The sequence below is a fragment of the Nocardia sp. CNY236 genome, from assembly GCF_000482385.1.
GTDB lineage: Bacteria > Actinomycetota > Actinomycetes > Mycobacteriales > Mycobacteriaceae > Nocardia.
The window spans coordinates 1-12,128 of sequence record NZ_AXVD01000054.1; the positions used below are offsets into that span (position 1 = coordinate 1).

At 65.0% G+C, this 12,128-nt stretch carries 15 protein-coding genes and 2 pseudogenes; 5 read left to right on the plus strand and 12 right to left on the minus strand.

The features are described 5' to 3' along the window. Window positions 1-237 (minus strand): helix-turn-helix domain-containing protein (locus K940_RS0120795; protein WP_028479062.1); only part of this gene is annotated, 237 nt, incomplete at its 3' end. Window positions 238-411: 174 nt separating this feature from the next. Then, window positions 412-1,242, minus strand: coding sequence for a phosphoadenosine phosphosulfate reductase family protein (locus K940_RS29660; RefSeq protein ID WP_051407425.1), 831 nt, complete (start codon window positions 1,240-1,242; stop codon window positions 412-414). Between the two features lie 1,036 nt (window positions 1,243-2,278). On the opposite strand from K940_RS29660, the gene K940_RS31095 reads away from it, so the two are divergent. After that, window positions 2,279-2,791, plus strand: coding sequence for an N-acetyltransferase (locus K940_RS31095; RefSeq protein ID WP_051407422.1), 513 nt, complete (start codon window positions 2,279-2,281; stop codon window positions 2,789-2,791). Continuing rightward, window positions 2,788-3,138 carry a hypothetical protein gene (locus K940_RS0120820; protein ID WP_028479064.1) on the plus strand — a complete coding sequence of 117 codons (351 nt, stop codon included), beginning with the start codon at window positions 2,788-2,790 and terminating at the stop codon, window positions 3,136-3,138. Before K940_RS31095 ends, K940_RS0120820 begins: the two co-directional genes overlap by 4 nt. Window positions 3,139-3,222: 84 nt before the next feature. Here K940_RS0120820 and K940_RS0120825 read toward each other — a convergent pair whose 3' ends face one another. Both K940_RS0120825 and K940_RS0120830 read right to left on the minus strand, forming a co-directional pair. Next, window positions 3,223-3,549, minus strand: coding sequence for a hypothetical protein (locus tag K940_RS0120825; protein ID WP_028479065.1), 327 nt, complete (start codon window positions 3,547-3,549; stop codon window positions 3,223-3,225). Next, a complete protein-coding gene (locus tag K940_RS0120830) occupies window positions 3,546-3,788 on the minus strand; it encodes a hypothetical protein (RefSeq protein ID WP_155981033.1) in 243 nt (80 codons plus the stop codon). Before K940_RS0120830 ends, K940_RS0120825 begins: the two co-directional genes overlap by 4 nt. 247 nt (window positions 3,789-4,035) lie before the next feature. On the opposite strand from K940_RS0120830, the gene K940_RS0120835 reads away from it, so the two are divergent. Continuing rightward, the gene (locus tag K940_RS0120835) at window positions 4,036-4,215 is read left to right on the plus strand and encodes a DUF6011 domain-containing protein (RefSeq protein ID WP_028479067.1); all 180 of its coding nucleotides are present in this window, start codon (window positions 4,036-4,038) and stop codon (window positions 4,213-4,215) included. A gap of 132 nt (window positions 4,216-4,347) precedes the next feature. Here K940_RS0120835 and K940_RS0120840 read toward each other — a convergent pair whose 3' ends face one another. The 6 genes from K940_RS0120840 to K940_RS0120865 all read right to left on the minus strand — a co-directional run bounded on the left by K940_RS0120840 (window position 4,348) and on the right by K940_RS0120865 (window position 9,803). Further along, window positions 4,348-4,773: a hypothetical protein gene (locus tag K940_RS0120840; protein WP_028479068.1), complete on the minus strand. Its 426-nt coding sequence runs from the start codon at window positions 4,771-4,773 to the stop codon at window positions 4,348-4,350. A 28-nt stretch (window positions 4,774-4,801) separates the two neighbouring features. Continuing rightward, window positions 4,802-5,038 carry a hypothetical protein gene (locus K940_RS0120845; RefSeq protein ID WP_196812323.1) on the minus strand — a complete coding sequence of 79 codons (237 nt, stop codon included), beginning with the start codon at window positions 5,036-5,038 and terminating at the stop codon, window positions 4,802-4,804. A 402-nt stretch (window positions 5,039-5,440) separates the two neighbouring features. Next, window positions 5,441-6,001 (minus strand): hypothetical protein, encoded by a 561-nt coding sequence (locus K940_RS29670; RefSeq protein WP_196812324.1) that lies wholly within the window; start codon window positions 5,999-6,001, stop codon window positions 5,441-5,443. Window positions 6,002-6,399: 398 nt separating this feature from the next. Next, entirely contained in the window at window positions 6,400-7,809 is a 1,410-nt protein-coding gene (locus tag K940_RS0120855; RefSeq protein WP_028479070.1) for a hypothetical protein, read from the minus strand. 360 nt (window positions 7,810-8,169) lie between these two features. Beyond that, window positions 8,170-8,391, minus strand: a complete 222-nt coding sequence (locus K940_RS0120860; RefSeq protein WP_028479071.1) for a hypothetical protein — start codon at window positions 8,389-8,391, stop codon at window positions 8,170-8,172. Between the two features lie 212 nt (window positions 8,392-8,603). Further along, window positions 8,604-9,803 (minus strand): hypothetical protein, encoded by a 1,200-nt coding sequence (locus tag K940_RS0120865; protein ID WP_028479072.1) that lies wholly within the window; start codon window positions 9,801-9,803, stop codon window positions 8,604-8,606. A 209-nt stretch (window positions 9,804-10,012) separates the two neighbouring features. On the opposite strand from K940_RS0120865, the gene K940_RS33245 reads away from it, so the two are divergent. Together K940_RS33245 and K940_RS29675 are read left to right on the plus strand one after the other, a co-directional pair. Next, window positions 10,013-10,156, plus strand: a complete 144-nt coding sequence (locus K940_RS33245) for a hypothetical protein (protein WP_196812325.1) — start codon at window positions 10,013-10,015, stop codon at window positions 10,154-10,156. Further along, a pseudogene (locus K940_RS29675) lies at window positions 10,153-10,491 on the plus strand (transposase); the annotation flags it as partial. The gene K940_RS33245 and the pseudogene K940_RS29675, both read left to right, overlap by 4 nt. A 226-nt stretch (window positions 10,492-10,717) precedes the next feature. On the opposite strand, the gene galE reads toward K940_RS29675, so the two are convergent. Further along, a complete protein-coding gene (gene galE, locus K940_RS0120880; RefSeq protein ID WP_028479073.1) occupies window positions 10,718-11,716 on the minus strand; it encodes a UDP-glucose 4-epimerase GalE in 999 nt (332 codons plus the stop codon). A gap of 30 nt (window positions 11,717-11,746) precedes the next feature. Beyond that, window positions 11,747-12,128 (minus strand): annotated as a pseudogene (locus K940_RS33250) (SAM-dependent methyltransferase); the annotation flags it as partial.

Below are 12,128 nucleotides of genomic sequence, written 5' to 3' on the forward strand. Positions count from 1 at the left end.
CTCGAGGAACCGCTTACGCCACTTACCCACCGTCGGAAGCGAAACACGCTCCCGCGCCGCGACATCCGTATTCGACAACCCCTCCGCACACGCCAGCACGATCCTCGACCGCTGCGCCAACGCCTGCGCCGACTTCCGCCGACGCACCCACCCGGTGAGCACCTTCCGCTCCTCCTCGGTCAACACCAACGGCTGTCTCGGACGTCCACGCTCGGCCACAACCACAAGCATCGTCATCCCGGGATCCAGCCGCACGCCGACACGCCGCCTATACAGAAAATAGATAATAAATTCCTGGCGCGGCACACTAGATGTGCTGCGCACCCACCGCCACCAGCGACGACACCCTGTGCCGGGTCGAGCACGGTGTTCCTTTCGGGTTGGGTCTGGAGGTCGGTTCGTGGGGGGTGGTCAGGGCTGTATGCAGGGGAACAGGACGCCCTGTGGCCGGTCGTCGCCGCGCTCGGTGGCGGTGATGATTTCTTCCATGGACAGGTCGAGCCGGAATCGGTGTCCGATGTCGGATTCGACTTCGGCGTGCCGGGCGGCGTATTCGGGGTTGAGGTGGGCTGCGGCGATCAGGTCTTTACGACGGGCCAGGACACAGAACCTGCAGCTGAGCCGGGACATATCGGCGTATGCCGGGTGGACCTCGAGGTCGGCTTGTTCGATTCGCCGCCATACGCGGGCTGTCGACCAGCTATGGATGGGGTGCCAGTTGTAGACTTCGCGGCGGCCGTTGCTGGCTGTCGCGTCGAATGCGAACGGTGCCCGTCTGGCTCGGGCGGCGGATTCCTCGGCGCGTAGGCCCATGATGTTGAGTAGACGGACGGGCCGCCTGAGTACCTTGCCCGATTCGCGTAGGTTGGTGACGATGCGGGTCATTTCTTTGCGGATGGGTCCGCGTTTGTGGTCTGAGGTGCACCATCGGCGTTTGGCGTCGGGCCAGCGGCCGCGGGCGGCGACCCGTTCCAGGATCGTTTCCACGGCCCCGTTCGGGTGGCGGCGTGCGGCGGTGGTGAACGGTAGCTCGTAGTGGGCGGCGTGGGCTGCGGCGAGTTGAACGGTGCCGGGCCATTCGGATTCGCCGAGGTCGGCGTGTACGACGGTGAGCCGGTCACGCACGCCGGCGGCCTCGGCTGTCTCGACGGCCTCGGCCAGCGCGGCGGAGGAGTCTTTTCCGCCGCTGGTGTTGAACAGCAGATGGTCGAAGTGTGACAGGTCGGGTGATGTGTGGTGCATGGGATGTCCTTGTGGGGGAACGGGTTCGGGTTGTGTCTCAGCGTCCTCGAGGGGCGCGGTGTCAGGCGATATCGAATCGGTCGCTGGTGCGCTGTAACCGCGGGCGTTGCCTGGGCTCGGGTCGTTTGAGCGTGTGTGCGGTGCGGCGCTGATCGCCGAGAACAGCTGTGGATGCGTGTTCTGGACTGCGGTGTATCTGGCACCGCGAGGACCGGTGAGTGTCGCGGTGAAGGTGTGTATTCCACGGGGTAGGTCGTGGTGTCGATCGTGATGGTTCGGTCGAGGTACTTCGTGATCTCGGCGCGGTGCGGTGTCGCTGTGTTCGCTGCTCATTGGTGGTGTCTTGTGGTGTTGGGCTCCTCTGGGCTGGTGGTGGGTTCCGTGTAGCCTCCGACTTCGAGGTAGGCATCGGTGGGGACGCTGTTGGCGTCGATTGCGATCAGGGTGAGGCCGCCGTCGTCGACGGCGATATGGGTTTCGGCGGGCAGGGTGTCGAGCCAGGTTCGGAGGGGGGAGGGTTCGTAGTCGATGTCGTTGGCCTGGAACAGTTCCCGAAGCTGTCTGCGCCCGCGACGCCGACCGCCTCGAATGCCTGATTCAAGCCCTCGAATACCAAGCCGCCGGCAATATCCTCATGAGCGAATGGATCACCGGGTCCAAGAACCGCCTGAAAACCACCACCGCCAACGTCATCGCCGAAGCAGCGATGACGACCCCGGTCCTGAAGTGGCGCACCACGAGGGGCTAACCGGCTCTGTCACTCATTCCTGAATGAGAAGCCGCCCAAGCGAAGCGTACGATGATTGCCAGGTCAGCTACCCCGAGCTGACCTGGCTACGCACTCGCGCAAGCCGATGCCGCCCGAGCGCCCCCTGGTCCGGCGGCATCGCGCATTTCGGCCTGATGGCTGACCCCGCGCCGCGTGACGATTGGTTCCCGCTCACATCCGCTGAAGGCCGATATCTCGTTGACTGCGGGCCTAGATTCGAGTCATGACCTGGGATATCCGGCGCGTCCGGGCCGGTGACGGCGGGCAGTGCGGTTGGCTGCCCTGCGCGAGTGCCCGAGCGCCTTCGGCGAAACCGCGGAGCAGGCTGCGGCGCTTCACCCGGCGGACTGGGAAGCGCGGATCGCGCGCAGTTGCGCGCCGGGCCGCCAGATCCTTGCCGTCGCCGCCGATCGCGACAATGGCGAGTTCGTGGGTATGTTAGGCGGCTGTATCGACTCCGAGCGGGACCGACCCGAGCTGCTGGTGCCGGTGCCCGATGGGGCCCTGTGGGCGATGGTCTGGGGTGCCTATGTCCGGCCCAGTGGACGCGGCCGGGGCCTGGCTGATCAGCTGCATGCGGCCGTTCATCGCTGGGCCGCCGATGAGGCGCGAGTCGAGTGGATCGGCCTCGATGTCGTGGAGACCAATACCCGCACCGTGGCGTTCTACCGGCGCAACGGCTACGCCAGCACCGCGCTGCTGCGGCCCTACGCGAAGGACCCGACGCTGACCGAAACCGTGATGGTGCGGCCGCTCCGGCGCGATCCGGAGTCGCCGTGATCAACACCTTGGGCGGCATTCCGGTGGTCTTGGCCGATGTCGCCAACGTCGATAGCCCGGTGCCGATCGGGTTCCGCCGGTTGGCGCTCACCGTGGTTGACGGCAGCGGCCCGGCGGAGCTGGCCGTGCGGAGTGAAGGACTTTCGGTCGCGGACCGGCACGCGGCCGCGCGCACCGCGACAGCAGTGTTCGTCAGCGAGATCCGACTCGAGTACATCGAAATACACGGAAAGCCCCCAGGTCGCCGGTGCGATACATCCGACCCGCGACACCAGTCGATCGGTCAGCGTGGGATCTGCCAGCCCGCGCGCCTCGGCCGGAACGATATCGGTCACGGCGGTTCATAGGCACCGGCACCGACGAAAACCCGCTGCGCGAAGCCGATGAAGCGGCGTCCATGTAGGCGCTGCCCTGGGTCGGCACGTACTTCATCATTCGAGCCCCTGGGCGGCTTTCAGCCGGTCGTCGAACACGGGAATGGTTGCGTCGGTGAGCCTTCCGACCGGCCCAGACAGCCACGGCCGGTACACCGTGGTCACGCGATCGGTGCGTATCCATCCCTCGATGGGGTCGGCGTCGGCGAGCGGGACGGCTACCAGGCGGTCAGGGTCGTAGCGCTCGACGGGCGCGACCATGACCCAGTTCTCTCCTGGTCCGAGCAGGTAGCCGGGGGTCACGATCACCCGGTACGGGGTGCGTTCGTCGTCGTCCTTGCCGGGGCGGTCTCGATCGAATGTGTAGATGTCGCCATGGTTCACGCGGCGTGCCCGCCCCGGTGGTCCTCGGCGCGGGCGGCCTCCTCGACGGCGGCCTGTTCCTCGGCGCGGGCGAGGTCGGCGGCCGCGTCGCGACGGCGCGGCCGGTTCGCATCTTCCCACAGTGCGCCGATGCGCGCGACGCGCACGACGTAGGGGGAGAGCTTCACGCCGTCGCGGTCGGCGGCGGCCTTAAAAAGCGCCAGGTCTGAAGCCGGGACTTCGATAGTCAATTTCGCCATATTCCACACCATACTCTCGGCCCGGTCTGAGAGCGGGGAGTACGCCAGCATCCGGGGCGGATTTCGTACCCATATGGCCCCCCTGGCTAGGGCCCTACAAGGACGCTTATAGGAGGTCAGCCATATGGTCAATATTGGCCATAGCGGCGCTATACCCGGCGAGGGCGGATATCGGCCGGGCCCGGCTCGTCGGTCCGTTGTGTGTCACTCTCGAGACGACGCACCCCGGCCGGAAGAGAGAACGCGCATGGCCGCACCCGACGAGAAACCGACTGTGCGCCTGGTCGCGCATTGCCGCCGGTGCCATGGCTGGTTGGTGTCGGCGTCCTCGGTGAGTGCGGGTATCGGGCCAACGTGCGCGGTGCGCGAACGTGCCGAGCAGCGCGCCGCCGCGCGGCCGCTGACATTGTTCGAGGTCGCGGCCTGATCTTCTCAGCGCAACCGAGCACCCGGAAACGGGCCGGGCCCCGAAGGTACATCCTCCGGGGCCCGGCCGTCTGTCGTCTTCTCTGGTGGGTGATTCCCTGGGCCGGCTCCAACGGTCCAGGGAATCACCGGGTTAGTCGTCGTACCGGCCGCCGCACATCGAGCACGGTTCGGTGTGAACCAACCACGAACCGGGGGTCTTCTTCATGCGCCGCTTTCGCGCTCCATCGAGGTAGAACACGAATTTCTCGGACTCGCCGAGCAACACTCCTTGCGGGAGGCACGGCCCGGCGGCCGACGACTTGCGTACAACCTGCTTGGGGCGGCCTGCATCGATGAACAGAGCGGCGGCGGCCCCGGCCTTCGTCTTGGCGTCCTCGAGGTCGGCGGCGTGACCGGAGTCGATTCCGCTCGGGTTCCATTCGTGCAGGCCGATGCTGAATTGTCCGCAGTCATCGAACATGCGGACTCGCATGTAAACGCCGTCGTGCTGGGCCCGGTATTCCTGGGCCCCGTATTCGTCAAATTCGCCGTACTTCTTCCAGGTGGTGTTGTTCATTGCGGTTGTCCTCCTCGGTGTCGGGTGGTTAGCGGTTATCGGTTTCGGTACCGAAAGCGCGGTAACAGGGGCCGCACAGTCGTTCGGCGTTCTCGATGGGGCCGTAGTAGTCGCACCCCTGGCACTGGGTGTGCCACCGATACCGGCAGTTGTCGGGAATTACGCCGTGGATGTCCTCGTATTTGCCTTCCCAGCTGCAGTTCGGACACTCGCATTCGCCGGTTTCGTAGGTGGTCGGGCCGTCGATATCCTCGTTAAAGCTCACGGTCTGATTGGCGAACAGCACATCGGCTCCTGACTTTCATGGACGGGTGGCCCCGACCGTTTTTCTCGTTCTGGCATGGAGCGTTGGACCGGCAGGAGGCCGCCGGAGTGCAAGCCCTGGGCCGGAAAGTTTTCCCTGGGAGCGCAGCAACCACGTTTTGGGAAAAGTTTCTGGCGCCGAAGGCCGGAGCGAAGCGGAGCCAGGGCTTGTGCGGAGGTGGACGCCGGCCGGTCAAAATCGGAAGGCTAGAAGGGGAAAAGAACCTCTTTTCAGTCCGGCCGCCAGGCCGGTTCCTCAGCCGGTCGCCCTTGCGGCGGCCCGATCTCCGAAGGGGTCGCACACCCCGTGCGGGTCCGCGACGCTCGGCCGGAACCGGAGGTAGTGACTGGCAGGGTCTCGTAATCAACTGTCGCGAGTTCGAGGCGTCCAGCCGGACGGTTTCCGTGCCCGTGGGCCGGAGGCGTAGCGAGACCAGTCGGTCGAGGCGTGGATAGCGGCGCGGGTAGTTGTCTTGTGGTGGTAGCCGAGGGCGTCGGCGACGACGGGTGGGGGTAGTTCGAGGACATGCTGGTGTAGCACGCCGACGCGGCCGACGGTGCTGGGGATGCCGAGGGTTTTGATCAATGCCCCGAGTGTTTCGGGGTGGATCGGCTGACCGGCGCGGCGGCCTGGGAACAACCAGCGGGCTTCGCGGTTGGTGGCGGTATTCATGTTGGTGCGCTGGTCGATCCAGGACAGCAGCAGCTCGGCGACTGGGCCGGGGACCGGTGACGGTGGGTCACCGAGCCGCAGTCGAACGGTGTCGTTGTCGACGATCACGTCGTCGAGGGTGAGCCGGACGATACGGCTGACGGGCTGGGCGTAGAGCAACACGATCGCCGCCGCGACGCGGGACCTCAGCAGTGGCTGGTCAGGCTCGGTGAAGAGTCGGCCGAGTAGGTCGATCCTCTGCTGTTGCGACATCGGTGCTGCCGGGCCGATCACAACGGTGGGAAGCCGGAATCGGCGGGTGAGCTTGTTGGCGATGCACCAGTGAAGAAACCCGCGGATCGAGGTGCGGGCGTGGACATTGTGTTCGACATGCCAGGCATCGACGTCGGCCTGTCCACGGTCGACCAGCTCGAGGTCGTGTTCGGCGAGCCAGCCGAGAAACTGTGTCGCCTGGGTGATCCGGGCGCTGAAGCCCCGCCGGCTGCTGACGGTGAGTGGATTGCGTTAATCGTCCGGCGTATCCGACAGCTACTGACCGAACTCGGCGAACCCTGCGGATCACCCGACGAAAACGGAGGATTCGGTGCGCCACGGGCGCAGGATGGCGTAGGTTCAGGGCGGATTCGGCGAGCGGGGAGCAGCCGGAGGAATCAGGGACTCGACGACTGGTGGTTGCCTGAAATCTGGTATTTCGCGAAGAGTTCCCGAAAGAACAGTGTGAGTTCAGTTTTGGCTCGGTGAACGTCGTACAGTTCGGCGCCCCCGAACCGGAATACGTCGTAGCCGCTCAATTTCATGGTTCGGTCGGCTTTCGCGTTCTTCGCATACTCCTGCGGGCTCGGCCTACCTGTGGAGTCCGTGTAGTGGTTTGCGCCATCGACCTCGAGGACGATGCGACGGTCAGGCAGCAGGAGAAGGAAGTCCATCCGGAACGTGAGGAGCGCGTCCGGTCCGCGTTGTTGCGCTGTTTTCGGATCCCAGTACAGCCAGATCTCAGGAAGGAGAGCGGGAAGGTTGTAGGCCGATTCGTGGTGAATTTCGTAGTACAGCTTGAACAAGTTCTGCTGTGGTGGCGAGTTCTCGGGCAGGCATCGCAGTAGTCTGTTGTACAGCTGTCGCTTCGCTTGATCATCATCTTGATCGAGATGGTTGCGCTGCCACCAGGATTGAAGGTCGCTCCAGCGCAGGCCATGCCGCGGGATCGGCTCGTCGTAGACCAGGACATCGTCCTCGTTCATGAGTTCGAGATGATTGTCCAGCGCGTTCACCAGCCGCAGATCCGGCTTAGCCGTGGAGGCGAAGATGATGTTCTTCGGCTTCGACGGCGGGCCATCGACCATCGCCATGACCTCGAAGACTGGATATCCATCCTCGGAGCCGATTTCCCGTAGTTCGAGGCGTTCTTCACGTAGGTGGCGGTTGATGACCTCGACGGTGGCCCTTTGCAACGGCACTTTGGGAACCACGTGGTGGGACACCATTGCCTCGAGGAAGAGGTTGAATCTGCGGTCTGGAGCGTCGATCGCTCCGAGCTGGTCGAACAACTCCTCGCCGTTCCAGTCCTCAGGGTTGCGGTGAACATGTTGGAGGATCTGTTGGCGCAATGTCGGTGCCCCGAAGCGTGGGCTATCGCCGAAGATGCCCCCGAACAATTCGGGCGGTCCAAGGTCCCACCACCGTTCCAGCATCGCGTCGAACCGATCTCGCGCCACCGTGGTCAGATCTTCGAGGGCGAGGTCCGCAGCGATCTCACGCCGCACCCGTTTCGGGATGCTGACCACCGGGATATCGGACCACAGGATGTCTTCGATCTCGTTCCGCTGCCCAGCGGTGAGTGTTCCGTCTGCCAACAGTCGCTCAGCAAGATGCGGTAGTTCGTCATCGCGCACAGACGTCCACACCGCCTCGGCCCGCTGCGCCTTGGACCGCCCTTTCTCCGTAGGTCGCAGCGGTGGCTCTGTCAGCCCCAACCGCTGGTATTCCTGCGTCATCGTCTTGTGCGTGTCGCCCAAGGCCATGACCGGTATCTCCAGCACCGCCCGCAAAGCGCTCAGGTCCATCAACATCCTCATCCGTGTCTCGCGTGAACACTCGTTGCTCGAGATTTCTCTCCTCCCCGGCGGATCGACATAAAGCGAGCGAACTGCGCGGCGTCGACCTTGACGGCAGCGCCCTCGGCGGCGGTAGGCGCACTAGAGAACCTGACCAGCTGCACACCCGCCTCCGACAGCCGCCACTGGGGAGTGCCGTCGGGCCAGCGGCGGACTCTCGGATTGTAGGGCTCACCTACTGCTGGGGGTGCCCCCTTCCCGGTGTGCGGGTGGGGCGTCGTCGTATTCGTCGTCGCCGGGCTCGGTGATCAGGCCCATCCATGGGTCGTAGGGCAACCGGCAGTGCACATAGCCGCTAGCGGTTAGGGTTCACCCCTGGCGCAGCACCGCTTTCACCGGGGCGGCGACTTCATCACCGTCGCCTAGACCGTCGAGCACGACCAGGATGCTGTGGCCGCCATCTGCGGTGTAGAGATACCAGGGCTCCAGCTCCGGCGACAGCGGGCGCGGGTAGCGGCGACCAGGAAGTGTATAGGGGCCGTAAGTGGATTTGATGACAGCCGCTGGGTCGACCTTCTCGTTATCGGGCACTTGGACCCTCACTTTCAGGATTGGGGGGGTGTGGGCGAGGTGGGCGACCGCCCGGTGGTCGGTTCATCTACCAGCGGTCGAACTCGCGCGGGAGATACCGCTGGCTCGGCGCACCGGGGTTGACCGGCGCTGGGGGCGCGGGCTGGGTAGGGTCAGCTGCGCGGCGTTAGCGTTGGGCCAGCTCGGTGCGGGTCAGCGGCCACTCGTCGAGATCAGGGGGTGGGATTGCCAGTCACCTGATAGCGATAGGACATTTGGCCGTCATGGGCGTGGCGGGTGCGGTCTCCCGCCTCGATAGCGGCACTGACTCGCGCGATCACATCCGGATCGGTCACGACACGCTCGGTGGGGATGTAGTCGTCATACCAGCCGGGATGCTGGAACACCGCCCGGCCGTTGCGAGTGAGGATTAGTGTGCCGTCACGATGCTCATGCATCATGCTGTAGTACCAGCAGGTGATGACACCGACACGATCCGCATCATCAATCGTGGTCCACCCCTGTGTGGCAGCGCCAGTGCGGCGGACCTCCTCCACCAGCTGACGCAGGGTAGTAGCGTCGGTCATGTCCGCGCGTGCCGCATCGTCCTCAGCGGTTTCCTGCGCGGTGGGTTCGACGATGACGACAGTGTGGGCGAGGTCCCAGTGCGCGGCATCATGGGTTTCGAGATGCCAGCAGATCGAGGACGCAAATTCGCTGTTGGTGAACCACACTCTGCGGTCTACCACGATGCCACGACGGCCGTCCTCCAGACGCACCAGCGTCCCGAGCGGGTGCGCCTGCCCCAGCGCCGTAGTCTTGTTCATGCGCTGGGTTGAGACGATCAGTAGCGTCGTGTCCTCGTCCCCGGTGGGGATGCGCCCGGACTCGGCGAGCACTCGCTTCCGCTGCTCGACGCGTTCCTGCTCAGCGCGTGCCTCCCGCGCCTCGCGGTAGCGGCGGTTCTCCTCCGCCGATTCTCGTTTAGCTTGCTCGGCCTGAGCGCGCCGGCGGTGGTTGTAGTTGGCAACCGCAGTCGCTACCTCGTTATAGGCGTCGTCCCACTCGGGTTCAGCACCGAAACACCACACCCTGCGGTGGCCGTCCCAGACTGCATCGAGCTCATTGGCCCGTGCTCGAATGTCGGTCGCCTGAAACGGGATTTCCACGGAGCGACCCCGGTACATGATTTCATCGACACGGGCGCGGCGTGCGTCCGCAGCCCGCACAGCGGCAATCACCCGCTCCTTCTTTCCAGACCCGACCCACAGGCGTTCGATATCACCGTCCCAATGCGCGCCCAGCTCCCTGCGCAGCTGTGCGCCGAGTGTGGATTCATAGGCGCATGCGACGTAGATGCGCCGGCCGGTCTGCCATGCCCGCTCGATGGGGATGTCCTCGTGCACCTGTGTCGCTTGTTTCGCTGTGCTCATGAACTGGGCTCCTCAGTGGTGGATGAATCCCGCGTACGCGGGCTGCCTCGACATGGGGTGGCGGTGAATGCGGAAGGAATCCGGCGCCAACCCACGAGAGTGGTTGTTGCTGTTGTCGATTCGGCCTCAGGAGACTGGAAGGACCCGTATTCGGGCACGCCACTGTGTGGCGGTGAGACAACACGCTGGTCTTTCCCACCCCCGAGAGTGTGCTGCGCTACGCGGACGTGCTCGCCCGATTCGCGTGCGGTGTCCCCGACGACTCGCCGCACTGCCCGCAGATCGCGCACAGCGTCGGTGTCGAGGTACGCGACTGGTTTGCCCGCCACAGCGGACCGTGGCGCGACCGCTAGGGCTACACCGTATTGACCGCCGACACCTGAAGCAGAAGGCGAAGCTCGAGGTCGTGTTCGCCGACGAGGCGCACGTGGCGGTGGAGGTCACCGCGTGGTGCTATCTGGAGTTGATCGCCGCCTACGGCAACCCCGACAAGCGAGCCGGGAAGCTGGTGATGTTCAACTGCCTCAAACGGATTCGCACCGGCTTGCCGAAGGGGTTGGAGGAGTTGGCGCAGCTCGGCCGCAGTCTGTGGCGGCGGCGGGAGATCCTGGCCTACTTCGATCTCGGGCGCTCGAACGGTCCGGTGGAGGCGATCAACGGGCGGCTCGAGCACCTGCGTGGGATCGCAACGGCCGTAGCCGTGGTCTCGTCTCATAGGTGACCCTCCAGGATCGCGGGCCGCCAGCGGCCGCTACGCGCTACCGCTCTCTCCGGCACAGCACCGGCCGCGCTGTCATCCATACATCGCGCACGCGGATCTATCAGAGTCAGCACCACCGGCAGAACCTCACCGGCCCTGTAGCCGGTGACGGTCTGACGCAGAATCGTCGATCTTCAGGCCGGCCACGACGGATTCACCGGCGGATCAGCTGCGCGGATCCGTCGTGCACAGCCTGGTGAAACTCCCACGCGCTGGCGATCGTGCCGACCAGTTCGATCGTCGGTTTCCAGCCCAGCACCCGGTGGGCCTTCTCGTTCGACGCCACGCTCACCGCCGGATCTCCCGGCCGCCGCGCACCGACGACGACCGGGAAGTCGACTCCAGTCACCGCCTTCACCGTCTCAAGCACTTGTCGGTTCGAAAATCCTTGCCCGTTACCGAGATTGAATATTTCGTGCCGTCCCGGCTCGATCACGTCCAGGGCCATCAGATGCGCGTCACACAGGTCCCGGACGTCGACATAGTCGCGTCGGCAAGTCCCGTCTTCGGTCGGGTAGTCGGTCCCATAGAGGGTGAACGACTCCCGCTCACCGAGCGCGGTCTGCAGCAGGATCGGTATCAGATGCGATTCCGGGTCGTGTCGCTCACCCAGCCACCGGCCATCGCCGAGCTTCGCGGCGCCGCAGGCGTTGAAATACCGCAGACTGACCGCCCCCAGCCGGCCTGCACCGCACTCACCGGCGATCATCATGTCGATCGTCGCTTTCGTCGCCGCATACGGATTCTGAGGCCGAATCTCGGCGGTCTCGTCGAACGGGCGTGTTCCGTCGCCGTGATACAACGAACCGGTGCTTGAGAACACCAACCGTGGCACGCCGGCCCCGCGGATCGCCCGCAGCAGCGCCAAACCGCCCTCGATGTTCTGATACCAGTATTTTTCCGGGTTCCGCACGGACTCGGCGACCTCGATGCTGGCGGCGAAGTGCAGCACGCCGTCGAACCCGGCGTCGGGGGTGATGATGTCGGCGGCCTGGTGAATCGACATCCGGTGGAACGTCGCAGCACCGGGCAGGTTGGTCATGTGGCCGGTCGACAGGTCGTCGATGATCTCCACCTGGTGCCCGGCGGCGACGAGTTGGTGGGCGACGACGGAGCCGATGTATCCGGCGCCGCCGGTGACAAGCAACTTCACTGGAACGGAGTTCCTTTCGGGAACAGAGGACTATCGGACGGTTGCGGTGGCGACGATATAGCCCTTGGGGTCGCGCCAGCACTGTCCGGGGTGGGCGGTGAACCAGTCGTGGATGTCGGTGGTGACCGCGTCGAGGATCGCCGATCGGTGCGGGCTGGCGGCGTCTATGCCGCAGAAGGAGAACATGGCTTCGGCGAACCGTATGACAGGTTCTGGAGTGTCGAAGAGGAGGGCGTTGTCGCACTGGCGGATGTGGACCTCGCCGAACACCACACTCAGCATCTTCGGCAGAGTTGTGGAGTTCACGTCGTTGACCATGCCCACCGCTGGTGCCAGGCCGCGTTCGGCGGCCCGGTCGAGGACGAGTTGGCGGGTGCGGGCGCAGGTGGCCGGGTGGTTGACGCTCACGGCG